Source organism: Mycobacterium sp. URHB0021, assembly GCF_054057895.1.
In genome coordinates this window covers 4,313,562-4,338,415 of record NZ_JBSRZT010000002.1, presented here as the reverse complement: position 1 = coordinate 4,338,415, position 24,854 = coordinate 4,313,562, and the positions used below count along the sequence as shown (strand labels likewise).

30 protein-coding genes and 3 pseudogenes are annotated in these 24,854 nt (G+C 66.9%); 14 read left to right on the top strand and 19 right to left on the bottom strand.

All coding sequences use genetic code 11. The features are described from left to right. Nucleotides 1-14: 14 nt before the first annotated feature. Complete coding sequence (locus ACVWWN_RS23700; RefSeq protein ID WP_457146028.1) at nt 15-563, top strand: hypothetical protein; 549 nt, start codon at nt 15-17, stop codon at nt 561-563. After that, nucleotides 560-1,600: pseudogene (locus ACVWWN_RS23695) on the top strand (isopenicillin N synthase family dioxygenase). The gene ACVWWN_RS23700 and the pseudogene ACVWWN_RS23695 overlap by 4 nt, the downstream one beginning before the upstream one ends. A 5-nt stretch (nt 1,601-1,605) precedes the next feature. On the opposite strand, the gene ACVWWN_RS23690 reads toward ACVWWN_RS23695, so the two are convergent. Continuing rightward, nucleotides 1,606-2,445: a glycoside hydrolase family 16 protein gene (locus ACVWWN_RS23690; protein WP_457146027.1), complete on the bottom strand. Its 840-nt coding sequence runs from the start codon at nt 2,443-2,445 to the stop codon at nt 1,606-1,608. A 101-nt stretch (nt 2,446-2,546) separates the two neighbouring features. Continuing rightward, entirely contained in the window at nt 2,547-3,920 is a 1,374-nt protein-coding gene (locus tag ACVWWN_RS23685; RefSeq protein ID WP_457146026.1) for an HNH endonuclease signature motif containing protein, read from the bottom strand. A gap of 102 nt (nt 3,921-4,022) precedes the next feature. On the opposite strand from ACVWWN_RS23685, the gene ACVWWN_RS23680 reads away from it, so the two are divergent. Then, a complete protein-coding gene (locus ACVWWN_RS23680; protein ID WP_457146025.1) occupies nt 4,023-4,508 on the top strand; it encodes an NUDIX domain-containing protein in 486 nt (161 codons plus the stop codon). Here ACVWWN_RS23680 and ACVWWN_RS23675 read toward each other — a convergent pair. Genes ACVWWN_RS23675 through ACVWWN_RS23660 form a run of 4 tightly spaced genes read right to left on the bottom strand, consistent with a single transcriptional unit; the run spans nt 4,435 to nt 8,362 of the window. Next, entirely contained in the window at nt 4,435-4,929 is a 495-nt protein-coding gene (locus tag ACVWWN_RS23675) for a nuclear transport factor 2 family protein (protein ID WP_457146024.1), read from the bottom strand. The two genes, ACVWWN_RS23680 and ACVWWN_RS23675, sit on opposite strands and share 74 nt — an antisense overlap. After that, a complete protein-coding gene (locus tag ACVWWN_RS23670; RefSeq protein WP_457146023.1) occupies nt 4,926-6,335 on the bottom strand; it encodes a serine/threonine-protein kinase in 1,410 nt (469 codons plus the stop codon). The genes ACVWWN_RS23675 and ACVWWN_RS23670 overlap by 4 nt, the downstream gene beginning before the upstream one ends. A gap of 21 nt (nt 6,336-6,356) precedes the next feature. Further along, nucleotides 6,357-7,463 (bottom strand): PDR/VanB family oxidoreductase, encoded by a 1,107-nt coding sequence (locus ACVWWN_RS23665; RefSeq protein WP_457146022.1) that lies wholly within the window; start codon nt 7,461-7,463, stop codon nt 6,357-6,359. Then, on the bottom strand, nt 7,463-8,362 hold the full coding sequence (locus tag ACVWWN_RS23660) for a metal-dependent hydrolase (RefSeq protein WP_457146021.1): 900 nt from the start codon (nt 8,360-8,362) through the stop codon (nt 7,463-7,465). Before ACVWWN_RS23660 ends, ACVWWN_RS23665 begins: the two co-directional genes overlap by 1 nt. Nucleotides 8,363-8,459: 97 nt before the next feature. Here ACVWWN_RS23660 and ACVWWN_RS23655 point away from each other — a divergent pair, with 97 nt between their 5' ends. The 3 genes from ACVWWN_RS23655 (at nt 8,460) to ACVWWN_RS23645 (ending at nt 10,630) form a co-directional block, all read left to right on the top strand. Beyond that, nucleotides 8,460-9,293: a lysophospholipid acyltransferase family protein gene (locus ACVWWN_RS23655; protein ID WP_457146020.1), complete on the top strand. Its 834-nt coding sequence runs from the start codon at nt 8,460-8,462 to the stop codon at nt 9,291-9,293. 4 nt (nt 9,294-9,297) lie between these two features. Then, nucleotides 9,298-9,732, top strand: coding sequence for an SRPBCC family protein (locus tag ACVWWN_RS23650; RefSeq protein ID WP_457146019.1), 435 nt, complete (start codon nt 9,298-9,300; stop codon nt 9,730-9,732). A gap of 79 nt (nt 9,733-9,811) precedes the next feature. Beyond that, complete coding sequence (locus ACVWWN_RS23645; RefSeq protein WP_457146018.1) at nt 9,812-10,630, top strand: alpha/beta hydrolase; 819 nt, start codon at nt 9,812-9,814, stop codon at nt 10,628-10,630. A 34-nt stretch (nt 10,631-10,664) separates the two neighbouring features. Here the strand turns inward: ACVWWN_RS23645 and ACVWWN_RS23640 are convergent, their stop codons facing one another. From ACVWWN_RS23640 to ACVWWN_RS23610, 7 genes are all read right to left on the bottom strand, one after another. Beyond that, nucleotides 10,665-11,081, bottom strand: coding sequence for a hypothetical protein (locus tag ACVWWN_RS23640; protein WP_457146017.1), 417 nt, complete (start codon nt 11,079-11,081; stop codon nt 10,665-10,667). Nucleotides 11,082-11,160: 79 nt separating this feature from the next. Further along, complete coding sequence (gene malQ / locus ACVWWN_RS23635; RefSeq protein ID WP_457146016.1) at nt 11,161-13,299, bottom strand: 4-alpha-glucanotransferase; 2,139 nt, start codon at nt 13,297-13,299, stop codon at nt 11,161-11,163. A 21-nt stretch (nt 13,300-13,320) separates the two neighbouring features. Next, complete coding sequence (gene lysA / locus ACVWWN_RS23630; protein WP_457146015.1) at nt 13,321-14,610, bottom strand: diaminopimelate decarboxylase; 1,290 nt, start codon at nt 14,608-14,610, stop codon at nt 13,321-13,323. An 80-nt stretch (nt 14,611-14,690) separates the two neighbouring features. Beyond that, nucleotides 14,691-15,179 carry a DUF3224 domain-containing protein gene (locus tag ACVWWN_RS23625; RefSeq protein ID WP_457146014.1) on the bottom strand — a complete coding sequence of 163 codons (489 nt, stop codon included), beginning with the start codon at nt 15,177-15,179 and terminating at the stop codon, nt 14,691-14,693. Next, nucleotides 15,176-15,730, bottom strand: coding sequence for a hypothetical protein (locus tag ACVWWN_RS23620; RefSeq protein ID WP_457146013.1), 555 nt, complete (start codon nt 15,728-15,730; stop codon nt 15,176-15,178). Before ACVWWN_RS23620 ends, ACVWWN_RS23625 begins: the two co-directional genes overlap by 4 nt. Further along, entirely contained in the window at nt 15,706-15,882 is a 177-nt protein-coding gene (locus ACVWWN_RS23615; protein WP_457149250.1) for an alpha/beta fold hydrolase, read from the bottom strand. The genes ACVWWN_RS23620 and ACVWWN_RS23615 overlap by 25 nt, the downstream gene beginning before the upstream one ends. Continuing rightward, entirely contained in the window at nt 15,855-16,034 is a 180-nt protein-coding gene (locus ACVWWN_RS23610) for a hypothetical protein (RefSeq protein WP_457146012.1), read from the bottom strand. Before ACVWWN_RS23610 ends, ACVWWN_RS23615 begins: the two co-directional genes overlap by 28 nt. Between ACVWWN_RS23610 and ACVWWN_RS23605 the strand changes: the two genes are divergently transcribed. The 3 genes and pseudogenes from ACVWWN_RS23605 to ACVWWN_RS23595 all read left to right on the top strand — a co-directional run. Then, nucleotides 16,024-16,704: an acyl-CoA-like ligand-binding transcription factor gene (locus ACVWWN_RS23605; RefSeq protein ID WP_457146011.1), complete on the top strand. Its 681-nt coding sequence runs from the start codon at nt 16,024-16,026 to the stop codon at nt 16,702-16,704. The genes ACVWWN_RS23610 and ACVWWN_RS23605 overlap by 11 nt on opposite strands. Continuing rightward, nucleotides 16,686-17,131 (top strand): annotated as a pseudogene (locus ACVWWN_RS23600) (TetR/AcrR family transcriptional regulator); the annotation flags it as partial. The gene ACVWWN_RS23605 and the pseudogene ACVWWN_RS23600, both read left to right, overlap by 19 nt. After that, nucleotides 17,128-17,391, top strand: a pseudogene (locus ACVWWN_RS23595) (hypothetical protein); the annotation flags it as partial. The pseudogenes ACVWWN_RS23600 and ACVWWN_RS23595, both read left to right, overlap by 4 nt. 53 nt (nt 17,392-17,444) lie before the next feature. Here ACVWWN_RS23595 and ACVWWN_RS23590 read toward each other — a convergent pair. After that, nucleotides 17,445-17,747 (bottom strand): DUF202 domain-containing protein, encoded by a 303-nt coding sequence (locus tag ACVWWN_RS23590; RefSeq protein ID WP_457146010.1) that lies wholly within the window; start codon nt 17,745-17,747, stop codon nt 17,445-17,447. A gap of 1 nt (nt 17,748) precedes the next feature. Continuing rightward, the gene (locus tag ACVWWN_RS23585; protein ID WP_457149249.1) at nt 17,749-18,102 is read right to left on the bottom strand and encodes a YidH family protein; all 354 of its coding nucleotides are present in this window, start codon (nt 18,100-18,102) and stop codon (nt 17,749-17,751) included. 51 nt (nt 18,103-18,153) lie between these two features. On the opposite strand from ACVWWN_RS23585, the gene ACVWWN_RS23580 reads away from it, so the two are divergent. Beyond that, on the top strand, nt 18,154-19,353 hold the full coding sequence (locus ACVWWN_RS23580; RefSeq protein WP_457146009.1) for an MFS transporter: 1,200 nt from the start codon (nt 18,154-18,156) through the stop codon (nt 19,351-19,353). Here ACVWWN_RS23580 and ACVWWN_RS23575 read toward each other — a convergent pair. The 3 genes from ACVWWN_RS23575 to ACVWWN_RS23565 are packed head-to-tail and all read right to left on the bottom strand — an operon-like array spanning nt 19,322 to nt 20,357. Then, the gene (locus ACVWWN_RS23575; protein ID WP_457146008.1) at nt 19,322-19,645 is read right to left on the bottom strand and encodes a DMT family transporter; all 324 of its coding nucleotides are present in this window, start codon (nt 19,643-19,645) and stop codon (nt 19,322-19,324) included. The genes ACVWWN_RS23580 and ACVWWN_RS23575 overlap by 32 nt on opposite strands. Continuing rightward, nucleotides 19,645-19,983, bottom strand: coding sequence for a DMT family transporter (locus tag ACVWWN_RS23570; RefSeq protein ID WP_457146007.1), 339 nt, complete (start codon nt 19,981-19,983; stop codon nt 19,645-19,647). The genes ACVWWN_RS23575 and ACVWWN_RS23570 overlap by 1 nt, the downstream gene beginning before the upstream one ends. Nucleotides 19,984-20,033: 50 nt before the next feature. Continuing rightward, entirely contained in the window at nt 20,034-20,357 is a 324-nt protein-coding gene (locus ACVWWN_RS23565; protein WP_457146006.1) for a hypothetical protein, read from the bottom strand. A 200-nt stretch (nt 20,358-20,557) separates the two neighbouring features. On the opposite strand from ACVWWN_RS23565, the gene ACVWWN_RS23560 reads away from it, so the two are divergent. The 4 genes from ACVWWN_RS23560 (at nt 20,558) to ACVWWN_RS23545 (ending at nt 24,723) form a co-directional block, all read left to right on the top strand. Further along, complete coding sequence (locus ACVWWN_RS23560) at nt 20,558-21,205, top strand: vWA domain-containing protein (protein ID WP_457146005.1); 648 nt, start codon at nt 20,558-20,560, stop codon at nt 21,203-21,205. Then, on the top strand, nt 21,202-22,773 hold the full coding sequence (locus ACVWWN_RS23555) for a carboxylesterase/lipase family protein (protein ID WP_457146004.1): 1,572 nt from the start codon (nt 21,202-21,204) through the stop codon (nt 22,771-22,773). Before ACVWWN_RS23560 ends, ACVWWN_RS23555 begins: the two co-directional genes overlap by 4 nt. 40 nt (nt 22,774-22,813) lie before the next feature. Next, nucleotides 22,814-23,761 carry a hypothetical protein gene (locus tag ACVWWN_RS23550; RefSeq protein WP_457146003.1) on the top strand — a complete coding sequence of 316 codons (948 nt, stop codon included), beginning with the start codon at nt 22,814-22,816 and terminating at the stop codon, nt 23,759-23,761. A 74-nt stretch (nt 23,762-23,835) separates the two neighbouring features. Next, nucleotides 23,836-24,723: a sterol desaturase family protein gene (locus tag ACVWWN_RS23545; protein WP_457149248.1), complete on the top strand. Its 888-nt coding sequence runs from the start codon at nt 23,836-23,838 to the stop codon at nt 24,721-24,723. Here ACVWWN_RS23545 and ACVWWN_RS23540 read toward each other — a convergent pair. Further along, the gene (locus ACVWWN_RS23540; protein ID WP_457146002.1) at nt 24,713-24,850 is read right to left on the bottom strand and encodes a hypothetical protein; all 138 of its coding nucleotides are present in this window, start codon (nt 24,848-24,850) and stop codon (nt 24,713-24,715) included. The two genes, ACVWWN_RS23545 and ACVWWN_RS23540, sit on opposite strands and share 11 nt — an antisense overlap. Nucleotides 24,851-24,854 lie beyond the last annotated feature (4 nt).

The window sequence follows — 24,854 nt, the reverse complement described above, 5'->3', positions numbered from 1 at the left end:
GCGCTGTGGCCGACATGGCGGACGAGCGCATGACCGATGTGCTGATGTCCGAATGCGCCGGACTGTGGCGGCGCACATTGCTGATCGAGGCCGACGGGTCCCGCGACGCCGGCGGCAATGTGGGGTGGCTGCAGGGAATCAGCGCGTACGTGGATACACGCGGGTTCGCAGGTCGGTTGACCCAGCGCGACGACGTCTTCGAGTGGAGTCGGCAGATCGACGTCGAACCACCCGGTCCGCATCCGGATGCCGGCCGGATGCATTGGGAAAACGGCGCTTTGATCGAGGTCGGTGTCCACGCCGACTATGTCGAGCATTGGGTTCGCGACGACGCCCAGGCAGCACCGTCGTGGGCGCTGTTCCTGCGCTCCGGCGATCTCGGTGACGCGATCCTGCTTCGTGTGGGCGCCAAGTACGGCTGGGCCGACCGAAGCGGAGTGCGGGTGGACAACGTCGCCACACCCGAGTTCAGCAAGCTGAAGCCGGTTCGCCATAGAAATGAGCTCGAGGCCAACGGTGCCCAATGGAGCGTTGTGGATTACGAAGGAGATGTGGATCTATGAGTCGCGCAACGTCATTCAGGTTGATACCGGTGGTCGATATCACTGGCCTTCAGTCCCCCGCACGGGCGGACCGGGAACGGGTGGCCGACGAGATCGGCAAGGCGGCCCGTGACGTCGGCTTTCTCTACGTGAGCGGCGCAGGCGTCGATGACGCACTGTTCGAGCGCATGCTCGCGGCGACGAAGGAGTTCTTCGCGCTGCCGGTGGAAGAGAAGATGCGTTCGTACATCGGGCTGTCGACGTGTCACCGCGGTTATGTGCCGGTCGGGGAAGAAGGCGTCGAAACCGGAACACCGGACCTGAAGGAGGCTTTCGACACCGCACTGGATCTTCCCGACGACGACCCCGACTATCTCGCGGGGAATCCAATGCTGGGTCCCAACGTCTGGCCCGATCTGCCGGGTTTCGCCGATGCGGTCACCGCGTATTACCAGGTGGTGCTGGAAGTGGGTCAACGGCTCTTGCGGGCGTTCGCCTTGGCCCTCGGCGAGGACGACCCGGAAACGTTCGCCCGGCACGCCACCAAGACGCCCAGCTAGCTGCGGTTGGTGCACTACCCGTACAACCCGGACGCCGTCGACGGCCAGGGCATTGGGGCACATACCGACTACGAGCGCTTCACCCTCCTCAAGCCCACCGCACCCGGACTCGAGGTGATGAACGGCGCCGGCGAGTGGATCGGTGTTCCGCCGATTTCGGACACATTCGTTGTCAACATCGGCGACATGCTCGAACTTTGGACGAACGGGACGTTCGTGGCAACCAGCCATCGGGTTCGGAGGGTGAAGGAGGAGCGCTACTCGTTCCCGTTGTTCTTCAACGTCGACTATCACACCGAGGTGAAACCGCTCCCGCGGTTCGCCGATACCGGGGGCACGCAGCGACCCGCCTTACGCGCGGGTGAGCACCTGTTCGCCCAAACCGCTCAAACGTTCGCGTATCTGCGGAAGCGCCTCGGCAGCGGCGAACTGGTCCTTCCGGACGGGTCACTCGAGACCGGTCAGTTCGGGCAGCAGGCGCTGTACAACCGTGTCTGAACGGCTTACCAGACGCGCACGTAGTCGATGAGCATGTCGGCGGGGTAGGTCCCCGCCCCCGGATCGCCGCCGCCGGAGCCTGCGATCGCAAGGTCCATCACCGGAAACAGCTGGTAGCCGGGTGCGTTGAACTGCCAATCGGGCAGCGAGTTCGCCGGAACGTTGAAGTATGGTTGCGCGCCGTCGACGTAGTCCTTCCAGAACCGCATACCGGCGTCATCCCACTGGACTCGCCACGTATGCCAACCGCTGTCGACGGTGATCCCCTGGCTCACGTGTTCTCCGCCGTTCAGCTTCGCGTGGACCGCCGTTCCGGCCGCCCACTTGCCGTTGCCGTACCACTCCATGATGTCGACTTCGCCACCGTTGACCGGGCTGTTGTTGGCCAGATACCAGGCCGGCCATGCGCCGGGGGTCAGGCAGTTGCACTTGATCCGGGCTTCCCAGTTGTGGCCGATGCCGCCCCGCCACTTGCCGAAGACTTTGCCGCTGTAGTAGGTGTTGCCGTCTTTTGCGGCGTGAAAGACGAGGTTCGACTTGCCGTCGACGAACACGTTGCGGCGATCGTCGCGATACTGACCCACGTTTTCGGGAAGCTCCCAGAACGTCGGGTCCTCCATGTCTTCGCGGGCCAGCGCCACCTCCCACTTCGCCGGATCGGGGGCTGAACCGGCTGGTCCGTCGAATTCGTCCTGGAAGATGTACTGCCCATTGGGCGGCGGCGCGGCCGGCGGTGGTGCATCCAGCGGCGAGGCGTTAGCCCGGATCTCCGGGACGGTGATCGCGGCGGCGAACAGGCCGATCCCCGTTGTCAGCATCATTCGGCGACGATCCATTTCAGGCATGGTTACTCATGAAAGCCGCAACGTCCGGCCCGGCGCAAATCGACTGGGCCCACTTTCTCGAGAACAGACACCGCGCCGCCGCTCACGGGTCGTCTTCGTCATCATCGTCGGGGAGGTTCCCCGGGGTCGTCGGGTATGAGGTAGCGCTGGGGGTGGTGGTAGTTGTTGATCCGGGTTTGTCCGGTGTCCAGTTGTGGGGGTGGGAGCCATTCGGTGCGGCCGTCGTTGCGTTTGCGGGTGTTCCAGCCGCCGGGTTTGACGCGGCGGTTGTCCGGGCCGCAGGCCAGGGTGAGGTCGGTGATGTTGGTTTGGCCGCCCTGGCCCCAGTCGGCGGTGGCGTGGTGGACCTGGGAGTGGTAGGCGGGGGCGGTGCAGCCGGGGAAGGTGCAGCCGCGGTCCTTGCTGTAGAGCACGATCCGTTGAGCCTTCGACGCCAGGCGCCGGGCCCGGCCCAGATACAGCGGCTCTTCGGTGTGGTGGTCGAACACCGCCAGATAGTGGTGGGCGGCGCCGGCTTGGCGGATCACCTCCGACATCGGCAGCAGGCTGCCCCCGCCGGTCACCGCGTGCCCGGCCGCTGATTGCAGCTCTTGGAGGGTGGTGGAGATGACCAGGGTGACCGGCAGCCCGTGGTGGCTGCCCAGCTGCCCCGAGGCCAGCAGCGCCCGGCCCATCGCGGTCAGCGCGTCGTGGTTGCGTTGGCCTTGGGTGCGGGTATCGCCCTGGGTGGCCTCGATCGAGGGGGCCCCGTCCACACACGGGGTGTCGTCGTCGGGGTGGCACATGCCGGGGGCGCCCAGTTTGGCGATCACCGCATCCAGCACGGCGCGGCCCTGCGGGTCCAGGCGGCCGCGGACCTCGCTCATCCCGTCGGGCTGCTGCGGGCCCAGGTGCAGGTAGCGGCGCCGGGCCCGGTCGGCGTCGGACAGTGTGCCGTCCTGATCCAGCAGTGCCGCCAGCCGGTCGGCGGCCGCGCGGAGTTCGTCGGGGTTGACCTCGGCGGCGATGTCGGCCAGCTGCGCTTCGGCCAGGCCCCGGGTTTCGGGGTCGACGAAGGACGGCAGCGTGGTGAAGAACTTGCGAATCTTTTTGACGTGTTCGGCGCCGATGCGGCCCTGCTGCTGGGCGGCGGCCGTGGCCGGCAGCACCGGGGCCAACACCTCGCCGGTCAGGGTGTGCCGCGGCGCCAGATCCCGGGCCAGCCGGACCCGACCGGCGGCCTCGTCCTTGGTGATCCGCAACAACGTGGACAGCGCGGCCGCGGGCGTCGGCGCCCCCAACTCGGCGACCGGGGCCGCGGCCAGCACCGCCACCAGCCGATGCCCCAGGGCGGCTTGGCGGCGGACCAGGGTCTCCCACTGATACGTCAGGGCCAGCTGATCGGCGGTGCTGAGCATCTCCAGCGGCTCGGCCAACAACGCATCCAGCTCAGCGCTCATCGCCGCGATCCGCTTGGCCACCACCCCTGACCCCATACTTCGAACACTAGTACGAGCCACCGACAAATCCGGGCCCCACCGACCCCTGAAACCAAAGTGACACAAGTGAATTGATACTGGAGCACTAAGCTGACGTCGATGCCGAAACTCAGCGCGGGCCTGTTGCTGTACCGGATCACCGTGGACGGTGTCGAGGTGCTGATCGGACATCCTGGTGGCCCGTTCTGGGCACGCAAGGACGACGGCGCGTGGTCGATTCCCAAGGGTGAATATCTCGACGGCGAGGACCCGTGGACGGTGGCGCAGCGCGAGTTTCGCGAAGAGTTGGGCAAGATACCACCGGACGGCCCCCGCATCGACTTCGCACCGCTCAAGCAGCCCAGCGGGAAAGTCATCACGGCGTTCGCCGTCCGCGGCGATCTCGATCTCGAAGGCACCTTCAGCAACACCTTCGAACTCGAGTGGCCGAAGGGCTCGGGCAGGGTCATGGAATTCCCTGAAATCGACCGTGTCGCATGGTTTCCGGTGTCTCGAGCGGCCGAGAAGCTGCTCAAGGGCCAGCGCCCCCTGCTCGACTGTCTGTTGCGCGCCCTCGAAGGCGACGAACCGGCTGGGTCTCGATAGCGTTGATCGTCAGCGCGCGGCCATGTATGCGCCAACCCGTCCGCGTGCGCAGATATTCGTCGTCGTAGCGCAGGTGCCACACCAGGTCACTGATCGTCTGTCCGGCCACGGTCCAGTGATGGGCGATGCACGTGATGCGACCCAGTGCATAGTTCGCGTCGTCTCCAGCCGCGTAGACCTCGCCGACGATCGCATGCTCCGTTCGGGTAACCGTGGCCAATGTGGCCATGGCGGCCCGGACGCCGTCGCGGCCATGGTGGCGGCGAACCGGTTCCAATGAATGCGGCGGATCTGGCAACCGCAATTCCGCTGCATCGGTGAATAATTCGATCACATCATCGAAACGGCGGTCATCGACGGCCGAGGCGTACAGGTGCACCAGGTCGGTCAGCGCTAACCGGTCAGGCAGGTTGAGCCTCATAGTCGCGGACGACCGTTACTGCGCCGGATCGCCTCCCAGCACTGCAGCCGCGTCATCCCGGTCTGCTGCATGCAGACTCGCGTCGGCGACTCGTCCTCGGTGGGCAGCGGCGCGTCGGTCGCTTCGGTCGTCACCGTGGGGCTCGGGATGTCGCCCTGCTGCAATGACCAGACGGTCGTACCGCTGGGCTGCAATGCGGAGCAGTACGTGGTCGAACCACCTGCCGTGGTTCCTGTGCTGCCTTCCGGAGTGCAGTTGGCCCCGATCACCACCGTGGCCGCCGCGGCCGACGTGGTGGTCGCCGTCGTCGTCGGCGAGGGTGGGGGCTCGGGCGGCGGCGGTAGCGGGGTGACGCTCGCAGACGTGGCCGTCGGCGGTTTCGCCGTCGGCGTCGGTTGCGGCCGGTCGGCGCGACGAAATTCCTCGGCCGCAATGGCAATTGCGACCACGAGGAGCACCGCCAGAATTGCAGGCACGATGACAGCAGGCCGCATCAGCGTGGATCGCGGCGGCTGCTGGACCGGCGTGACAGCGGTCGCCAGCCGGGTGCCACCGTCGTCATCGAGCGCGGCGCTTACGCGGTGGGCGAAGGCCCGTGCGAAGTCGGCGCACCGTTCGTAGCGGTTTTTCGGGTCCTTCGCCATGGCCTTGGCCAGCACCGCGTCCAGGCCCGCGAGCTCGGGTCGTCGCTCGCCGACGGCGGGGGGCGCCGCCGACAGGTGCTGGCTGATGACCACGGCCGGGTTGGCGCTCGAGAACGGGGGCGAGCCCGTCAACAGATGAAACGTTGTCGCCGCCAGCGCGTATTGATCGGCGCGGCCGTCCAGAGGTTCACCCATCAGTTGCTCGGGCGCGGCGTAGGACACCGTACCGACGGTCATGTTGGTCGCCGTCAGACCGCTGATGTCGTTTACCCAACGGGCGATCCCGAAGTCGGCCAATAGGGTTCGCTGATCGCCGGAGTCTGGGTGGGCCAACAGGATGTTCGCCGGCTTGACATCGCGGTGAAGCAGGCCGCGTTCGTGCGCGTAGTCCAGCGCGTCGGCGACGGCGGCCACGATCCCGGCGACTTCCCGCTCCGGCAGCCCGTTGGGGCGTTCGCGCAACATCTGCGCAGCATCGGTGCCCTCGACGTAGTCCATCGAGATCCAGATCTGGCCGTCGCACTCGCCGCGATCATGCACGCCCACGATGTGGGGATGCCACAGCGTGGCCGCAATGTCGGCCTCGCGGTTGAACCGCTCGCGATACTCGTCATCGGCCGACACGGTCGCGGGCAGGACCTTGAGGGCATCGCGGCGGGGGAGACGGGGATGCTGCGCCAGATACACCTCGCCCATACCGCCTGCGCCGAGCAGTCGCACGATGGTGTAGCCCGCGAACGTCGCACCATCGGCCAACGGCATGGGCGAATAGTACAGACGCGGCTAGAGATCCAGAGTGAGACGCGAGCCCTCGACACCCCGGGAAGTGCAGATCAGCATCATTCCGCTGTCGCGCTCGGGGTCGGTGAGCAAGGTGTCACGGTGGTCGACGATGCCGTCGAGAACCCGGATTCGGCAGGTATCGCAGAATCCCTGCCGGCAGGAGTACGGCGCGCGCACCCCCGTGCGATTGAGCGCCGACAACAGCGTCTCGTCGGCGCTGACCGCGACCGTCTGGCCGGTGGAGGCGATAACCGCCGAGAACCTTCTCCCGTCGACGACGGGCGGCGCGGCGAACCGCTCGAAATGCAATTCGACGTTGTCCCGGCCGGCCAGTTCGGCCCGGATGGCGGTCAGCATCGGCGCGGGACCGCACGCGTACACGGCGGTACCGTCCGGACAGTCGCCGAGCAGCTCAGGCGCCGTAGGCAACCCGCTGACATCGTCCGTACGGATCGCGACGCGGCCGCCGAAACGCGCCACCTCGTCGATGAATGGCAGGCTGTCGTGGCTGCGCCCGGCGTAGACCATCGACCAGTCAACGCCCATCCGCTGGGCCGTGGCCAGCATCGGCAGTATCGGAGTGATGCCGATGCCGGCGGCGATGAACCTGAACCGCCGCGCCGGTGACCCGTAGCCGGGGACCGTCAACGGAAACGCGTTACGCGGGCCGTGCGTCGTCAGGCTCGCACCGATCCGAAGGGTGTCGTGTACTTCGACGGACCCGCCACCACCGTCGGGGATACGCCGCACGGCGATCCGATAGGTCGCCCGGCTGCGCGGGTCACCGCACAGCGAGTATTGCCGGATCAGACCGCTGGGCAGGTGCACATCGATGTGGGCACCGGGATGCCAACACGGCAACGGGCGCCCGTCCGACGCCGCCAGCGTGTAGGCGACGACGTCCTGATCGTGCGCCACCACGTCGCGGGCCGCCACTGTCAATGCGATCGGGTGGTCGCCGTCGGACGGCGCGGCCATCTTGCGCACCGCCCCGGACAACGCCCACATTCCGTTGAGTGCGACATCGGCGATGCCGAGTGTGACGTCGTGTTGAAAGCGCCCCGACGCACTGGGCGGCGCCTGGTGGTACCGGTCGAACAGTCCCATCAACGGAGGGCGGTCCGCGCCGCCGGAGAACTCGCGAGATAGGCGACGGCCTGAGCCGTGGAGCCCATCTCCTCAGGAGAGAACCCCGGCCGGAAGTACATGAACGTGTTCGCGCCGAAAAGCGTGCGGTACTTGGGCAACAGGCCGAGTTTCGAGTCGCGCATGCGGAGCCGGTTGAATCTCCACCAGCCGATGTCGGTGTTCGGATCGCTCTTGACCAGGTACCAGGCGGCCCGCTGGAAGAACACGAAGATCATCACCACCGCCGACGCCATCGCGCGGATCCGGTCGAGATAACTGTCGTGGAAGTAGACGGCCACGTCGTGGGCCACGGTGCGGTGCTCGACCTCCTCGCTGCCGTGCCAGCGGAACAGGTCGACCATCGTCGGCGCGGCGCCGTGGTCATCCCAAGCGCAGTTGAGCGCGAAATCGCCCATCACCGCGGTGTAATGCTCGATGGCCGCGATGAGCCACAACCGGTCGCACAAGTGGTTCAGCCGGCGGGTCGGATCGGCGGAGGTCGTTGGTGCGAGCACCTTTTCGAAGACGAACTCGATCTGGTCGAGAACCGGCGCGGGGTCGATGCCGTGCACGGTCATGAACTCGTGCAGCATCTGCTCGTGCACGTCGGCGTGAATGGTCTCCTGGCCGATGAAGCCACGCATGTCGTCGGCCAGCTTGGGGTCCTTGACCAACGGCAGGGCCTCGTTGAAGGTGTCGACGAACCACCGCTCGGCCGCCGGCAGCACGACGTTGAGCAGGCTCACCACGTTCGAGGCGACCGGGTGGCCGGGAATCCAGTGCAACGGGATGCCGGTGACGTCGAAGTGCACCTTGCGAGCCTGGATCTGTACCGGGCCCGGATCGATTTCCTGTTCGAAACGGTGCGGTCGCAACATCGCGGGCTCCCTCCGGAAGGAACGGTGGGCAGAAGTCTACGGGTAGTACGTGCGAACGCGGGTTTCAGATAGCCAGGGCGCGTCAATACGACCCGGCATGGCGGGCTTCGACGACGCGCTCGGTTGGGTCAAGCACCAGGTGGCGTCGCGTGTTCCCAAAGCCGATCTGGACCAGCGCGATCCGGACTACATCCGTGAGCAGTTGCCCGGCACCTGGCTGCTGGCGTCGCTCTACTTCCGTGCCGACGTCCGCGGCCTGGACCGGATTCCCGCCGAAGGTCCGGTGCTGCTGGTCGGCAACCACAGCGGTGGCAATGTTCCACCGGACACGTTCGTGTTCACGCTGGCGTTCTGTTCGTATTTCGGGGTCGAGCGGCCGTTCTACCAACTCGCCCACAACCTGGTCGTCTCCGCACCTCCGCTGGGATGGCTGCGCAAGTTCGGCACCGTGGCGGCCAGTCACGAAAATGCCAGGATGGCACTGGAATCCGGGGCCGCACTGCTGGTGTATCCCGGCGGCGACTATGAGGTTTTCCGGCCCTCCTGGGAGCGGCACAAGGTCGACTTCGGCGGTCGCAAGGGGTATGTCCGATTGGCCCGCGAAGCGGGAGTGCCGATCGTGCCGATCGCCAGTGTGGGCGGCCAGGAGACCGCGCTGTTCCTCGACCGGGGTCAGTGGCTGGCCAAGCTGCTGATGGTCGACAAGCTGCTGCGCCTGAAGAGCGTGCCGATCTCGCTGGCACTTCCGTGGGGACTGAACATCGGCGACCTGGGCGGCCACTTCCCGCTGCCGTCCAAGATCGTGGTGGAGGCTCTCGACCCCATCGATGTGGACGGCGACGACGACATCATCCACGAAAAGGTCGAGGCCAGCTTGCAGGCGGGCGTGGATGCACTGGCGGCCGAACGCCGGTTCCCGGTGATCGGCTGATGCGATGAGACTCGAGCGGCGCGTCGTCGTCGACGCCGATCGGGACGCCGTGTGGAAGCGGGTCAGCGACCCGGCCTGCTATCCCGAGTTCATGGCGAACATCGAACGCTGGGAGACGATCACCGATGGCCCGGTCACGGTGGGGTCGCGGTTCACCGTGCACTGGAAGGTCGGATCCGTACCGGTGGGCGGCACGGTCGAGATCGTCGAATTCGACCACGATCGTGACCTGGCGTTCAACGGCATCACCGGCGTGACCGTGCGCGGCCGATTCCGGTTGCGGGACACCGATGACGGGCGAACCAAGGTGGTGTTCCGGCTGGCGTACGAGGCGCCCGGCGGGTTGCTCGGGGTCGTGGCCGACTGGGTGGCGGCGCGCCAGGTCGGCCGCATCATGGAGACCACGCTGAAGAATCTGCGCGAACTGGTCGAGTCGTAGGCGAATCGCACCTTCCCGCAATTCGTTGATACCAGGCGATAGCAGGTGAACCGTCGCGTTTTCGAGCAGGAGTACGCAGATGCCGGAAATTTCCCACCCCGTTGCCAGCCACCACCTCGAGGTCATCGACAAAGGGCGCAGTACGGCCGAACACCCGGCACCGCTGCTGTTCGTCCACGGCGCATGGCACGCGGCGTGGTGCTGGGACGAATACTTCCTCGACTTCTTCGCGGACAGGGGTTATCGCGCGCTGGCCGTGAGCCTCCGCGGACACGGCAACAGCTCTGCCCCAACGCCTTTGAGCGCCTGCTCGGTGCGGGATTACGTGAGCGACGTGGCCTCTGTCGCGGCGAGCCTAGATACCGCCCCGGTGGTGCTCGGCCACTCGATGGGCGGGTTCGTCGTACAGAAGTACCTCGAATCTCACGACGCGCCTGCAGGCGTGCTGCTCGGATCCGCACCGCCGAAGGGCGCTCGCAGTTTCCTTGTCCGGCTGTTCACCCGCTACCCGCGACTGATGGTCAAAGTTACCTTCACCGGTAGCTCGCTAGCCCTGCTGAACAGCGCTGGGTTCGCCAAAGACAACTTTTTCAATGCCGAGACGGCCGAAGCGGACATCGCCCGATGGGTGGCGCGGCTGGGCGAGGAGAGCCGGCGTATCTCCGTCGACTCATTTCTGTTGGACCGGCCGAAACCTGCGCTCGTGACGGCTCCGATGCTCGTACTCGGGACGGAGCCGGACCACTGTGTCAGCGGCACGGAGTTGCGCGCGACGGCGCGCGCCTACCGGACCGAGCCGGAGGTGTTTCCCGGTATGGGTCACAACATGATGTTGGTGCCCGGATGGGCGGCGGTCGCCGAACGGATTCACGCTTGGCTGGGCGACCGAGGACTGTGACCGCGGGTTCTGAGTCAGTTGTAGGAGACGGGCGTCAGGCGGGGGGCGGCGTACCTGCGCCAGGAGCGCCCTGGATGGGCACCACCGGAGTCGGGGTCACCGTGGTGACACCGTTGGAACCGACCGTCGGCCCGCCGGACGGGGCTTGGTCCGCGATCTGGTCGGCGGCCTTCTGGCTGCAGTCCAGCATCAGCAGCATCCTGCCGCCGCCGGTGACCTTCTGCTGGTCGACGAGGCACGCGTTCTGCGGCAGCACACTGCCGAACGAGCCGCCGAAGTACGCCTTGACACCCTGGCTCTTCAGGATCTGCAGTGCCTTGCCGTACTGCTCGCCGACGACGTTGTACGAACTCATGTCCTGTCCGGGCTGAGACAGGGCGACACCGGCGCCGATCAAGGCCACCGAACCCGCCACGACAAGACCACCGCTGAGCACAACGAGCTTCTTCACGCCACTCTCCCCTTCGTCGGTGCGGTGCGAACATATCGCAGCCGTGACAAATGTGAAACCGGTGAAGACGGGCTGTGCGTTACATCGGGGGATTGACCTCCGCACGCATCGCGTCCGCCAGACGGACCGCACGGGGGTCCGAGAAGACGTCTTCGAGCAGCAGTTTTATACCGTCCGGGCCGCTCAGCGGGATCCGCCAATTCGGATATTCGTCGATGGTGCCCGGCTGGTTCTGGGTGCGGAGGTCGCCGACGGCATCAGCCAGCGACAAGGCCAGCAGCTTGGACGGTGTGCGGCCGAGATATCGATAGAGCGCCAGTACGATCTCGTCGTCATCGGTCTCCTCGGCACCCAGCAGCCCGACCCGCCGTAATTCGGCCAGCCATGCCGCCTGCTGCGCCTGGTCAGCGGCGAGTTCCTGGTCGGCGGGCCGGGTCAGCAGCCCGAGTTCCTCGCGCAGCCGGACATGCTCGCCGGCCAGATAGCCGGCGGTCGGCGGTAGGTCATGCGTGGTCACCGCCGACAGGCAGAACTCGCGCCACTTGTCGGCGGGCAGCGGACCGCCATCCCCGTCGCGATCCAACTCGAACCACAGGATCGAGGTGCCGAACAGTCCCCGATCCCGCAGATAGCGGCGCACCCACGGCTCGACGGTGCCGAGATCCTCGCCGACCACCACGGCGCCGGTCCGGTGTGCTTCGAGCGCGACGATGCCGATCATCGCCTCGTGGTCGTAGCGCACATAGGTGCCCTGCGTCGGCGGCATCCCCTTGGGGATCCACCACAGCCGGAACAGCCCGATGATGTGGTCGATACGGACGCCGCCCGCATGCCGAAGCACAGCGTTGACCAGAGCGCGGAATGGCGCGTAGGCCTGGTCGACGAGTTCGACGGGCCGCCATGGCGGTTGCGACCAGTCCTGGCCCAGCTGGTTGAACTCGTCGGGCGGGGCGCCGGCGGTCACGCCGAGCGCAAGGACGTCCTGCAGCGCCCAGGCATCCGCCCCGTTGGGATCCACACCGACCGCGAGGTCGTGCATGATGCCGAGATTCATCCCGGCCTGCACGGCGGTCGCCTGGGTCGCGGTCAGCTGGTCGTCGAGCTGCCACTGCAACCAGCGATGGAAGTCGACGGCATCGGAGTGTGCCGCCCTGAACTCGGCCACTGCATCAGTGCCCGGATGCCGCAACTCCTCGGGCCACTCGTGCCATTCGCTGCCGTATCTTTCGGCGAGCGCGCACCAGGTGGCGAAGTCGTCGAGGCTGCGGCCCTCCCGGTCGCGATAGGCGGCGTATGCCAGCTCGCGGCCGGCGGACCGCTCGACGCGGTACACCCTCTCGAGCGCGGCACGTTTGGTCTTCCAGACGGCATCGCGCTTGATCAGGTCGGCGCGGTCGGCTCGGGTCTGCGCCTCTGCTTGTAATTTTGCGATCCGGGTGCGATGCCGCATGTAGGCGAACTCGGGTATCGCCTCCACGCGCAGATACATCGGATTGACGAAGCGGCGCGACGTGGGCAGGTACGGAGACGGCTCCATCGGCGCGGTCGGAGCGGCGGCGTGCAACGGGTTGATCAGGATGAAGCCTGCGCCGTACCTGGCCGCCGACCATACGGCGAGGTCCGTCAGATCCGTCAGATCGCCGATGCCCCAGGATCTTTTGGACCGCACGCTGTAGAGCTGGGTGGCCAGACCCCAGGCGCGGTTCGAACCGAGTCGCGGCGGTAGCTCGAGCGAGGCGGGCGAGACGATGACGAGGGTGGAGGTGTCGAACGCGCCCACCTGCAGATGGAGTCGATGATAGCCCAGCGGCAGGTCGGCGGGCAGTTCAAAGGTGGCTTCACCTACCTGCCGATCGCCGAGATCGTAAGGGGGCCTGTTGTTTTCGAGCTGCCGCAACCCGGTCCTGAGGCCTCCGTCCTCCAGTCGGACCCACAGGCGGACAGGATCTCCGTGGGTGACGTGCACCCAGAACGGCGTCGCGACGCCGGCGCGGCCGACGATCGTGGGCGGCAGCGAGCGGGTCCAGTAGTCGCGGTCGTGAGCCGCCAGCGCGGCGTGTCGCTCGTCCTCGGCCGCCGCTGCCACGCCGAGTGCGTCCAGCACGGCGACGAGGGTGGATTCGGGGACGACCGAATGCCGTCCGGTCCAGTCCTGGTATTCGGTTGCGACGCCGTAGCGGGTCGCCAGTTCGACCAGCGACGCTGGCAGGTCACTCATGCCGCCAATCTTGCCTGCTGACTAGTCGACGTCGCGCACCAACAGGTCGTCCCACGTGTCGCGCCGCACCACCAGCCGGGCCGCTCCGCCGCGGGTGAACACCACCGGGACCCGTCGCGCGCCGTTGTATTGGTTGGACATCGTGTAGCAGTAGGCGCCCGTCACCGGCACGGCCAGCAGGTCACCCACGGCGGGGTCGCGCAGCGAAACACCGTTGACCAGTTCGTCGCCCGACTCGCAGTGCCTGCCCACCACGCTCACCGTCTCACCACCGCCGAGCCGGTCGGCGATCGTCGCCTCGAACCGCTGTCCGGTCAGCGAAACCTCGAGGTTGTCTCCCATCCCGCCGTCGACCGCGACGTGGACGACGACGCCACGTTTGATGGTCGTCACCCGGTAGACGGTGCAGGCGCTGTTGGCCACCATGCTGCGACCCGGCTCGACGATGATGCGACTGTCCTCTGGCAGCAGGGCGCGGGCCTGAGCGACCATCGCCTCCGCGTAGTCGTCGAGGCTCGGCGGACGCTCCTCATAGGTGTAGCGGACACCCAGCCCGCCGCCCAGGTCGTACACCTCGAATGTGCCGAGTCTGGCGATGGGCTCGACGGCGGCCGCGAGCTGTTCGACGTTGAGCAGTTGCGAGCCGACATGGGTGTGCACGCCGTCGAGGCGCATCTTCGCGCTGCGCTCGATCCTCATGATCGCCTCGCGGGCATCGCCGGGCATCAGGCCGAACTTCGATCCGGCATGTCCGGTGGCCTGCGAAGCGTGCGTGGCAGCCTCGACCCCGGGGATCACCCTGACCAGACATGGCTGCTGGTGACCGACGGGGACGATCCGTTCAAGGCGGTCGATGTCGTCGAAGTTGTCCACCACGACGAGCCCGACGCCTTTCTCGACCGCAAGCTCGAGTTCCTCGTCGCTCTTGGCGTTGCCGTGCAGAACCAGCCGGGCCGGATCGGCGCCGGCCTTGAGCGCGGTCAGGATCTCACCACCACCCGCGACGTCGAGGTGCAGGCCCTCCTCGACCATGACGCGCTGAACGCCGGTGCACGGGAACGACTTCGAAGCAAACGCCACGTCACACCGCGGCCATCGGCTTCGGAACGCGGCAAGATAGTCGCGGGCGCGCCGATGCAGCGCATCCTCGGAGACGACGATGGCCGGGGTGCCGAACTGCTCGGCGACATCGTCGAGCCGGCAGCCACCCACCACGAGGGTGCCGTCGGTGTCGAGCCGGGTGCCGGGCGGGAACAGGTCGATCAGCTCTGCGGCCGCGGCTTCTGGGTGGAGCGTCGCCTTGGTAGACATCCGTTCAGCGTCCCACCGGGGCGCCCGGCGTGAGCCCAGTGCGACAAAGTCGAGGAAAACCGACGAATGGCCACCCCGGACTAAACCGAGGCCGTCGGCGCGAACCAGTAGTCGAACTCGTCTTCGGCGCGCCAGCGGCCGTCCTCGTCGGCGATCGCCGTGTAGTGCCCGTGCCCCCTCAGACCTTCGAGTTGGTCTGTGCCGGAGCCGGATTGCACAACCCAGGCACCACTGACCTTTCCGGGTGCGATATCGCGGCCGTGCGCGGTCAGGATGAATGCGCCGCTTCGCCCGGCGACGGCGCCTTCTATGCGTTCGATACCCGTGGAGATACCGCTGCCGTCGGGATATATCAGTCGAAGGTGGTCGGCACGGCCGATCCCTTCGATCGCGCCGGTGAACCGCTCCGTCAAGACGGTCGAGATCAGCATGCTGCCGTCGTCATGACGGCTGATCTCGTACCGGTCGTAGGCGACGACCTCGATGCTGCTGCGTGCGTGTTCGGCGTCGGACGGCGGTGGCTGCAGCGCATCGCCGCTGTCTGTCAGTCCGCCCCATCGGAACGTCATGCTGTCCTCCTTCCGGGGTCGACCTCGTCGAGCTGGCTGCGGATCGCCGCGGCCGTGTTTTGCGGATCGGTCGCATACGGCATGTGGCCACCAGGTAAGTCCCGCAATGTGATGCCGAGGCGCTCGGCCAGTGTGGCCGCGGCACGAAACGGCGGCGTGCCCCGATTCTGTGGGTCCGCCATCACCGTGAACGGCAGATGATCCTCAGGCATCGCATCCAGCGCGCCTGTCAGTCGGTGCCGGTAGCCGGCAAGAGCCGGGATCTCGAAGTCGAGAAAGACTTCGGCGTTGGCGACCATCCGGGATTTGGACTCCGCGGCGAGGGTGTCGAACGAGCTGCCGACCGACTGGTGGACATGCTCGAGGAATCCTTCTGTCACCCGACGGCGGCGAATGGCGGACGCGGCCGACGCCACCAACCCACGAGCCAGTTCGTCACCGTCGGTGAGGGCACCGAACAAGGGCGGTTCCTGCACCATCGCCACGCGCACCAGGCCGGGGCGGCGAGCCAGAAGTTCCAGCAGGATCACCCCGCCGAGACTGCCTGCCACACCGCGCACGGCGCCAGCCCCACCGCTTCGATGAGACCCGCGGCGTCGTCTGCTTGTTCGGCGATGTCGGTGGCATGCCAGGTGGGTGGGCGCGGACTTCGCCCGTTACCCCGGCGGTCATAGGTCACCACGCGGAAGTCTCGGGAGAGGATATCGGCGACCGCGGCGTAATGCCATGCATCGACGCTGCCGCCGGGATGAAAAGCAGAGAAGGCCCCTCGCCACGCTCCTCGTAGTACAGCCTTGCGCCGTTGACGTCGGCTTTTCCAGTGTGAAGCTGCGGATCAACCGTGATGTCGGACATCTCGCCAAAGTATGCCTATGATAGGCGAATGTCAATGAAAGGCACTTCGGCGCATGCGGCTGCCCCGGCCGGCCTCCGCGAGCGCAAGAAGGCGATGACCCGCGCCACCATCGAGGCGACGGCACTGCAACGGTTTCTTGCCGACGGCTACGAACGTGTCCGCCTGGAGGATCTGTGCGCCGACTGCCTTGTCTCGACGCGCACGTTCTTCCGGTACTTCTCGTCGAAGGAGGACCTGGTTCTCGGCCGGTTGCAGAAACACCTCGGCGTCGCGGCGAACCTGCTGGCCGCCCGGCCCGTCCACGAGCCGCTGCTGACGTCCGTGCGGGAGGTGATCGTCGCGACTGTCGCGGATTACTCGGCCGAGCCCGAACGCGAACTGGCGCGCCTCCGGCTGGTCGCCATGACGCCGGCGCTGCAGCCGGCCCTGGCCCGCGTGTTTGCCGGCTTCGACGAACTCATCCGACGATTCGCCGGCGCCCGTGAGGACATCGAAAACCATGGCGCCGCAAAGCTTCTGGCGGTTGCGGCGGTGTCGGCGTTCAGGATCGGCCTGGAGGACTGGGTTGAGAATGACGCGCGTATCGACCTGGCCGGCGCCATCCTCGGAAACCTGGACCAACTCACCGCGGGGATCGCCGGCCTGGGAAGTGGCACTGTCCGTCTGTAGCAATCCTCGCAGTGATGGAGCGCGGCGCCGAGAGGTTCTTCGCGGCGATCCCGAGGGAAGGCAGCACCTCCCGGCGGCTGGAGGTGGCGGCGGCGTTGCAGTCACAGCACCCGGATTTCCTCCGGCTGTTCTACCTCCTGTCGCTCGAGCGCAGCGACGACCCAACAGTCGCCCCGGTGGTCCGCCGGGTCCGCGATACCGCCATCGAGCGCTTTCGCGATGCCATTGTCGACCTGATGCCGGGGATGCGCCACCATCGAGAGCCGAACGCGTCGTCGCCGAACTCACCGCAGTCGCCGTCGCGCTGTCGGGCGGCGTCTTCTTCGCGGAGCATCTCGAGCCCGATTCCACCAACGTCGAGCGCATGTATCGGCGGCTGTTTCAGGCCGTCGCGGCGCTGATCCTCATCCTCTTGGAAGAGAAGTGAACTCGAGAACCGCGATCATCACCGCCGCGAACACCGGTCTCGGGCTGGAGTGCGGCCGCGCCCTGTTGGCGAGCGATCCGTCATGGCATGTGATCCTTGCCGTGCGCAACCCGGCCCGCGGCACCGACGCCGTCACCGAACTCGATCGCCGACTCGGCCATGGCGCCCAGGGTGTTGCGGTCAACGCGTTCGATGCCGGCCTGATGCCGGGTTCGGGTCTGGCGCGCGACTACCCGTCGTGGCTCCGGATGGTCTGGCGCTCGACCACCGGGAGACCAGTGAAGGGCTTCTGACGCAACGAATCTGACGCGAGTCAGAGTCGCAGCAACAGGAGCACCACGATCACTGTCGCGAATACCGCCGTCGCCCCACCGATCAAATGGACCGCGACGGCGGGCGACGTTCGAAAGTGCCGAGCGCGATCTCGGCTGATCCACACCACCAGCAACGCCAGAAGGGTCGCCAGCACGGCCAGGCCGATTTTCCCGGGCTCCAGCGGGCCGCCGCTGCGTAACAGCGGAATCGCGCCCGACGCGAGAAAGCCGACCGCCGTTCGTTCCCACGACAACTGGGTGCGCTCGGCCTGCAGCCCAGGTCTTTCCTGCGGCCGTGACACGTCAATCGCCGCCGGGTGCGGTGACGAACAGAACGACGACCATCAGTAGCGCCATGACGAGGATGGCCGCTCCGAGCACCACCGGCATCGTGCTGGGCGGAAGGTCTCCTCCCCGCCGCATCGCCGTCTGAACTCTGCGCCAGCGCACCACCGCCAGCGCCGAAAGGATTCCGCCCGCGGCGCACAGCGCAATACCGAGGCCGTGGCGCAGTCCCGGATATCCGAAGGCGGGAACGAGCTGCACCACGACGACTCCGCCGGCGATCAGCGCGAGCCCCGTGCGAATCCAGGCAAGAAAGGTCCGCTCGTTGGCGAGGGTGAAGCGATAGTCCGGGTCCTGCTCGTCGGGCCCCATGGCAGACACACTAGACATCCGCCGTCCGCACCGATCGGTAGTGTCCCGAACATGGCGCCCGGACAGCTCGACGCAATCGAGACGCGGAACCGGCGGGCCCGCCTCGCCACCGCGGCGCTGTTCCTGACCAACGGCGCGATCTTCGCCAACCTGCTGCCCCGATACCCGGAAATCAAGTCCGACCTCGGACTGTCCAATGCGGTCTACGGCGCGGCGATCTCGGCGTTCTCCGGTGGCGCGCTGGTCGCCGGTCTGACCGCCGCCGCCCTGATCCGGCGGTACCGGTCCGCACGCGTCGCGGTGGTGAGCACGATCGCCCTGGCGGCGTTCGTCGTGGTCGCCGGACTGGCGACGACACCCCTGATGCTGGGGGCAGCGCTGTTCGTCGCTGGTGCGTCCGATTCGATCACCGACGTCGCGCAGAACGCACACGCCCTGCGGGTACAGCGCATCTACGGCCGGTCGATCATCAACTCGTTTCATGCGGTGTGGGCCGTCGGGGCGATCCTGGGCGGGTTGACGGGTGCGGCGGCGATCGCGCTGCACATCTCCCGCGGCGTGCATCTGGCGGTGGTGGGCGTCGTCTTCATCGCCGTCGTGTTGACCGCCTATCCGTATCTGCTCCGTGGCGACGACCACGAGGACCACCCGTCCGCACAGGCAACGGATCGGCAAAGTGCCGGCCTCGCCGTGTACGCCACTCTGCTGGCACTCGTGGTGATCGCGATCGCCGGCGCCACGGTCGAGGACGCCGGAAATTCATGGGCCACCCTGTATCTGCGTGACAGCCTGGGCGCACCGGCGGCGATCGCGGCGTTCGGCTATGTCGGCCTGGTCGGTTTCATGTTCGTCGGGCGGCTGATCGGGGACCGGCTTGTCGACCGCTTCGGCGAGCGGGCAGTGACGCGCACAGGCGGGATCATCACGGCGGCCGGGATGGGTGTCGCGCTGGCGTTCCCGAGCGTGCCGGCCACCATTGCCGGCTTCGCGGCCGCCGGCCTCGGTGTGGCCACCCTGATTCCGGCCGCGATGCACGGGGCGGATCAACTGCCCGGCATGCGGCCGGGGACCGGGCTGACGGTGTTGACGTGGCTGATGCGGGTCGGCTTCTTCGGCGCGCCGTTGATCGTGGGGGTGGTCGCCGACGCGACGAGTCTCCGCGTCGGGCTGCTCAGTGTCGTCGTCGCTGGATCGGCCGTGGTGGCACTGGCGGGGGCACTCAGTGGGCGGAACCGAGCATCTCGATCGTGAGCACGCCCGCGATGATCAACGCGATGCCCATGCCCATCAGCCACGTCAACGTTTCGGCGAACAGGAACCGCGCGATGACCGCAACCAGGGCGACACCACAAGCGGTCCATACCCCGTAGGCGATTCCGACGGGCAGGCCGAAGGACAGCGTCAACCACAGCAGATAAAACGCCGCGAGATAGCCCAGCACGACCGGAGCGATCCAAGCCTTTGTCCGGAATCCGTCCGACGCCCGCAGCGCCAGCGTCGCGAACACCTCGATGAGAATGGCGGCCGTCAGCGTCAACCACATCACGGTTCATCCACCGTCCGCGGGTGGGATCCGAACTCGACCAACAGGACACCGGCGATGATCAACGCGATGCCCGCGGCGATCGGCCAGGTGAAGGGATCCCGGAAGAGCGCCGCCGCCAGCACCGCCGTGGCCGCCGTGCCCGACGCTCCCCAGATGCCGTACGCGACCCCCACCGGCATGCCCGCCCGGAGAACCATCGTCAGCAACACGAAGGAAGCCAGATAACCCGCCACCACAAGCACCAGCCAGGCCGAGTGGTCCTGGGACGCCCGCATGGCGAGCGTTGCAGCGACCTCGACCGCTATGGCGGCGAACAACAGCGCCCATTTCTGCACGCCATCAAGCTATGCCACGGGCTCTTGACCGACGCGCTCGACCATCGGCGTCAACACCTCTGGGTGAAGCGGCGCAACTCGGCGTCGTTCCCGAGTTCGGGGTTCGGTGGGCGGAATCGTGAGGTTAGGTGGTGAAGAGCCCAATAGTTCGACATCTCCTGCACGCCGGCGATCACCGACGGCTGCAGGCTCTCCAGCACGATGGCCGGAAGACCCGCCTGTGACACCGCGGCGAGGTCGGCGTTGACCTCCCACGAGACGCTGCCCGGTCCGATCAGGCCCTGATCACCCCCCGGGCCGCCGTAAACGGCCGGGTCGTCGTGGCGACCGGACGTCTCCGGGAATCGTCCTGGACGCTGAGAGATTGCCGGCAATGTCGGAGAAGCGCCGAATATTGCCGGTGGTCGCGGGTGTCCGGGCAGTATGAGGTTCTGCGGCGGTATCTGGACCGGGACCGCTAGGTCTACTGTGTAGTTTGCCCGATGGGATCGGCTGAACATGCTGATCAGAGGGATCGTCTGCGGGCGTAGGTAGCGTGGTTGAGTTCGCCCCCATCTTGATCGAAGGAGTTCTCATGACGGATCCCCGGCGCACCCTCATCGCCGTCCTGCTCGACCGCTCCGGATCGATGGACACGATCAAGTCCGACACCGAAGGCGGTTTCAACGCGTTCATCGACCGGCAGCGCGCACAGTCCGGCGACACCCGGGTGACACTGGCCCAGTTCGACACCCACTTCGACATCGTCTATGCGGATCGGCCGATCGCCGAGGTGCCGCCGCTGGATCTGCAGCCGCGGGGGATGACCGCCCTGTACGACGCCGTCGGGCGGTTGATCACCGATGTGGGTGCCGATCTGGCCGCGAGGCCGGAGCACGAGCGGCCCGGCAGTGTGGTCGTCGTCGTGCTGACCGACGGCCATGAGAACTCCAGCAGGGAGTGGACCCACGACGCGGTGAGCGCCGCGATTCGCCGACAGGAACGCGAATACTCCTGGGACTTCGTGTTTCTCGGCGCCAACATGGACGCCGTCGCGATCGGGGAGAAGCTCGGCTTCTCCGCCGACAGGTCGATCACCTACGCGGCGTCGAGCGCCGGAGTGGCCGGGGTGTTCGCCTCCACCGCCGATTACGTGTCGCGCAAGATGGCCGCAGCGCCGGGTAGCACCGTCGCGGGCTTCTCCGACAAGGACCGGCGGGCGGCGAAGGGACAGCCGGCGTGACGGCGGAACCCAACACCCGGCGCGAAGCGGGCGATCCGCCCGTCGTCGACACCGCATACGGTCCGGTCCGCGGCATCGACGACGGAACGGTCAAAGTATGGAAGGGAATTCGTTATGCCGCCGCGCCCGTCGGCGAACTGCGCTGGCGGGCGCCCGAGGCGCCGCAACGCTGGTCGGAGCCGGCCGACGCGTCGCGGGTCGGGCCGGTCTGCCCGCAGCCGACCGATCCCAGAATTCCGATGGACCTCGGTGCACCCCAGGGCGACGACTGCCTGACGCTCAACGTGTGGGTGTCATCGGATACCGAGGCCGGCGCCGGTAAGCCGGTCATGGTCTGGATACACGGCGGGGCCTACGTGATCGGCGGCGGGAGCCAGCCGCTGTACCACGGTCGCGCCCTGGCCCGCGGCGGCGAAGCCGTGATCGTCACCGTGAACTACCGGCTGGGGCCCTTCGGCTTCCTCGATCTGTCGTCACTGGGCAGCGGCCGGGTGCGCTTCGACAGCAATGTCGGGCTCCGCGACGTCCTCTTCGCGCTGCGCTGGGTGCGCGACAACATCGCAGCATTCGGCGGTGACCCCGACCGCGTCACGGTGTTCGGCGAGTCCGCCGGCGCCGGGGTGATCACCACACTGCTGGCCAGTCCGGCTGCGGCCGGGCTGTTCTCCGGCGCTATCGCGCAGAGTTCGCCGGCGACGTCGATCTACGACACCGGCCGCGGCCGGCGCGTCGCCGAACGATTCCTCGGCCACCTCGGTGTCGCCGCCGAGGACGTCGACCGGCTGCCCGACGTCCCGGTCAATGCGATCCTGACCGCCGCCAAGCATGTCTTCGACGAGGTGCCCGTCGATACCCCGGGCACACTGGCTTTCGCACCGATCATGGACGGCGAGCTGGTTCCGGACTACCCGGTCAAACTCGCCCGCGCCGGCCGGACGCTACCGGTGCCGCTGATCATCGGAACCAATAAGCACGAGGCCGCCTTGTTCCGCTGGATGAAGTCTCCGCTGATGCCCATCACACCCGAGGCGATTCGGGCCATGTTCGCCGAAATCGCATCCGAGCAGCCGAGTTTGGCGCTTCCGAGCGAGGCTCAGATCGGCGCCGCCTACCGTGGGCGCGCCAAGGCCAAGGGGCTGGGTGTGGCGCGGGACCTCGGATTCCGGATGCCGTCGATCTGGTTCGCCGAAGGCCACAACACCGTGGCACCCGTCTACCTGTACCGTTTCGACTTCGCCACCCCGATGCTGCGGATGCTGCGGCTCGGCGGCGCGCACGCCACCGAGCTGCCCTTCGTATGGGGCAATCTCGTTGCTGGGCCGAAGGATCCGACGTTCAAGCTCGGCGGCATGAAGACCGGCCGGGCGGTGTCGGAGCGCATCCGCACCCGATGGATCGGCTTCGCCGTCACGGGCCGGCCCGCCGGTGTTGCGGGCCAACCCCAATGGCGGCCCTACCGTGCCGATGACCGCGCCACCCTGGTGATCGACCGGCAGGACAGCGTGGTCGCCGACCTCGACCGCGATGTGCGGGCGGCTTGGGGCGACGACATACTCAGTTTTCGGTAACGCCGTCAAACGGGGCCCGATCCGGCGCTAACCTCACGCCGTGACCGTTGACCGACGCTTGGACCGGTCGGTTTTCGGCGTCGTCTTCCTGCTGGTGTTCGTGTTCTCCTACAGCGAGGAGATCGTCACCGGATTCTTCGACACCATCGGTCAACCGGAGCACGATGCATGGCGGGTCGCCGTGATCGGCTTCGATCTGTTCATTCTCGCCGTGGCGGGCCGTCTCAAACGCAACATCGGGCGCGCCGACGGCGGCGAACCGAGGTTGTGGCGATGGTGGTGGGCGGGATTCGCGATCGTGATGGCCGTCGACATACTCCTGCTGTCGGTTGGCGAGTACGTCTGGCTCGACGTCATTGCCTCGACCCTGTACGTGACCGCCATGGCAATCCTGATGATGTCATCGCTGAACGCCGACCCACTTGTGCTGTTCCGCTCGGCCGAACGCGATGCGATGCCGACCGACTGGCGCCGCGCCCGCGCGGTGGTGCCTCTCATCGTCGGCACCTACGTCGCCTACATCGGCGCCACCGTATGGACCGACTTCTTCAACGTCGACGTCACCCGCACACTCGACGACGAACTCGCGGCCGAGGTCGGCCAGCTGTCGCTGTTCGAACGCGAAAGCGTGCTCCGGGAGATCTGCGACCCTGCGGTCGCGCCTGCATACTTCGAACATGTCGCGCAGGTGATACCGCTGCTGCTGATGACATTGGGCATCGAGTTCGGATTCTTCCGAGGCTCACTGCGCGAGCCCGCCCAACGTGCCGCGACCGCGGCGACCGTCGCGGTGATGTCGATCGCGTTGGTGTTCGCGCTGTCGACATTGCCGTGGGGAGGCGACGAGTGCGGCGAAATCCTGGTCGCCTGGCATGAATACCTGACGTTCGTCGTATCCCTGCAGGCCGTCGCGACCGGACTGGTTAGCCTGGTCTGGCTGCTCGTGGTCAATGTGCCTGAAGACGGCGAGGCCATGGCCGATAGCTAAAATAGCCGGCGAGACGTACCAGGAGGTGTCGAGTGGACTGGACGCGCGTATTCGCGGACGTGCTGCCCCCCTTGATGCACGATCCGGTGACGTTCGCGGTCCCGTTCTTCCTTGTGCTCCTCGTCATCGAGTGGGCGGCCGCTCGCAAGCTCGCACACGTCGAGGCCGACCGCGCACCGTCCGGGGCCTACCTGAGGCGAGACGCCTGGGCGAGCATCTGGATGGGCGTGGTGTCGATCGCGACCAGCGGGGTGCTCAACTTCGTGGCGCTGCTCGGCTACGCCGCGCTCTACGCCTACGTCGCGCCCTGGCACCTGCCGGCAAACCAGTGGTACACGTGGGCGATCGCCATCGTGGGCGTCGACCTGCTCTATTACTTCTACCACCGGATGGCTCACCGGGTCCGCCTGTTCTGGGCCACCCATCAGGCGCACCACTCCAGTCAGTACTTCAACTTCGCCACCGCGTTGCGCCAGAAGTGGAACATCAGCGGAGACGTCTTCCTGCGGGCGCTGCTGCCGCTCGTCGGAGTCCCGCCGTGGATGGTGTTCGCGAGCTTCTCGATCAACCTCATCTATCAGTTCTGGATCCACACCGAACGTATCGAAAGACTCTGGGGGCCAATTGAATTCGTCTTCAACACGCCTTCTCATCACCGGGTGCACCACGGCATGGACCAGCAGTACCTGGACAAGAACTACGGCGGCATCTTCATCCTGTGGGACCGGGTGTTCGGCAGTTTCGAAGCCGAAACCGTCCGGCCGCATTACGGGTTGACCAAGCAGGTCGACACCTACAACATCTGGAAGCTGCAGACGCACGAATACGTCGCGATCGCCCGCGACGTGCGCCACGCGGCACGGTGGCGTGACCGGTTGGGCTACCTGTTCGGTCCGCCCGGGTGGCAGCCGCGCCAGTCGGTTCAGCCGGACATCCCGGTGCCGACCATCGCTACTCCGTAGCGCGCCGGAACACCGGCGCCCGGCCCGAGACGGCGTCGCGAATCCACTGCAGAACGAGCCGACTCGTGTCGGCGGGGCTCAGGGGCGAGCTGTCGATGACGGTGATCTGCCAATCGTCCGTCGACATCTGG

Bases quoted from the DNA above. Each gene is read 5' to 3' on its own strand.
- ACVWWN_RS23660 (WP_457146021.1), bottom strand. From the start codon at position 8,362: ATGTTGCGACCGCACCGTTTCGAACAGGAAATCGATCCGGGCCCGGTA.
- ACVWWN_RS23545 (WP_457149248.1), top strand. From the start codon at position 23,836: ATGCACGATCCGGTGACGTTCGCGGTCCCGTTCTTCCTTGTGCTCCTC.
- ACVWWN_RS23645 (WP_457146018.1), top strand. From the start codon at position 9,812: ATGCCGGAAATTTCCCACCCCGTTGCCAGCCACCACCTCGAGGTCATC.
- ACVWWN_RS23625 (WP_457146014.1), bottom strand. From the start codon at position 15,179: ATGACGTTCCGATGGGGCGGACTGACAGACAGCGGCGATGCGCTGCAG.
- ACVWWN_RS23675 (WP_457146024.1), bottom strand. From the start codon at position 4,929: ATGAGGCTCAACCTGCCTGACCGGTTAGCGCTGACCGACCTGGTGCAC.
- ACVWWN_RS23690 (WP_457146027.1), bottom strand. From the start codon at position 2,445: ATGCCTGAAATGGATCGTCGCCGAATGATGCTGACAACGGGGATCGGC.
- ACVWWN_RS23575 (WP_457146008.1), bottom strand. From the start codon at position 19,645: ATGTGGTTGACGCTGACGGCCGCCATTCTCATCGAGGTGTTCGCGACG.
- ACVWWN_RS23655 (WP_457146020.1), top strand. From the start codon at position 8,460: ATGGCGGGCTTCGACGACGCGCTCGGTTGGGTCAAGCACCAGGTGGCG.
- ACVWWN_RS23685 (WP_457146026.1), bottom strand. From the start codon at position 3,920: ATGGGGTCAGGGGTGGTGGCCAAGCGGATCGCGGCGATGAGCGCTGAG.
- ACVWWN_RS23665 (WP_457146022.1), bottom strand. From the start codon at position 7,463: ATGGGACTGTTCGACCGGTACCACCAGGCGCCGCCCAGTGCGTCGGGG.
- ACVWWN_RS23670 (WP_457146023.1), bottom strand. From the start codon at position 6,335: ATGCCGTTGGCCGATGGTGCGACGTTCGCGGGCTACACCATCGTGCGA.
- malQ (WP_457146016.1), bottom strand. From the start codon at position 13,299: ATGAGTGACCTGCCAGCGTCGCTGGTCGAACTGGCGACCCGCTACGGC.
- ACVWWN_RS23560 (WP_457146005.1), top strand. From the start codon at position 20,558: ATGACGGATCCCCGGCGCACCCTCATCGCCGTCCTGCTCGACCGCTCC.
- ACVWWN_RS23680 (WP_457146025.1), top strand. From the start codon at position 4,023: ATGCCGAAACTCAGCGCGGGCCTGTTGCTGTACCGGATCACCGTGGAC.
- ACVWWN_RS23650 (WP_457146019.1), top strand. From the start codon at position 9,298: ATGAGACTCGAGCGGCGCGTCGTCGTCGACGCCGATCGGGACGCCGTG.
- ACVWWN_RS23605 (WP_457146011.1), top strand. From the start codon at position 16,024: ATGTCGGACATCTCGCCAAAGTATGCCTATGATAGGCGAATGTCAATG.
- ACVWWN_RS23610 (WP_457146012.1), bottom strand. From the start codon at position 16,034: ATGTCCGACATCACGGTTGATCCGCAGCTTCACACTGGAAAAGCCGAC.
- ACVWWN_RS23580 (WP_457146009.1), top strand. From the start codon at position 18,154: ATGGCGCCCGGACAGCTCGACGCAATCGAGACGCGGAACCGGCGGGCC.
- ACVWWN_RS23540 (WP_457146002.1), bottom strand. From the start codon at position 24,850: ATGTCGACGGACGATTGGCAGATCACCGTCATCGACAGCTCGCCCCTG.
- ACVWWN_RS23585 (WP_457149249.1), bottom strand. From the start codon at position 18,102: ATGGGGCCCGACGAGCAGGACCCGGACTATCGCTTCACCCTCGCCAAC.
- ACVWWN_RS23700 (WP_457146028.1), top strand. From the start codon at position 15: ATGGCGGACGAGCGCATGACCGATGTGCTGATGTCCGAATGCGCCGGA.
- lysA (WP_457146015.1), bottom strand. From the start codon at position 14,610: ATGTCTACCAAGGCGACGCTCCACCCAGAAGCCGCGGCCGCAGAGCTG.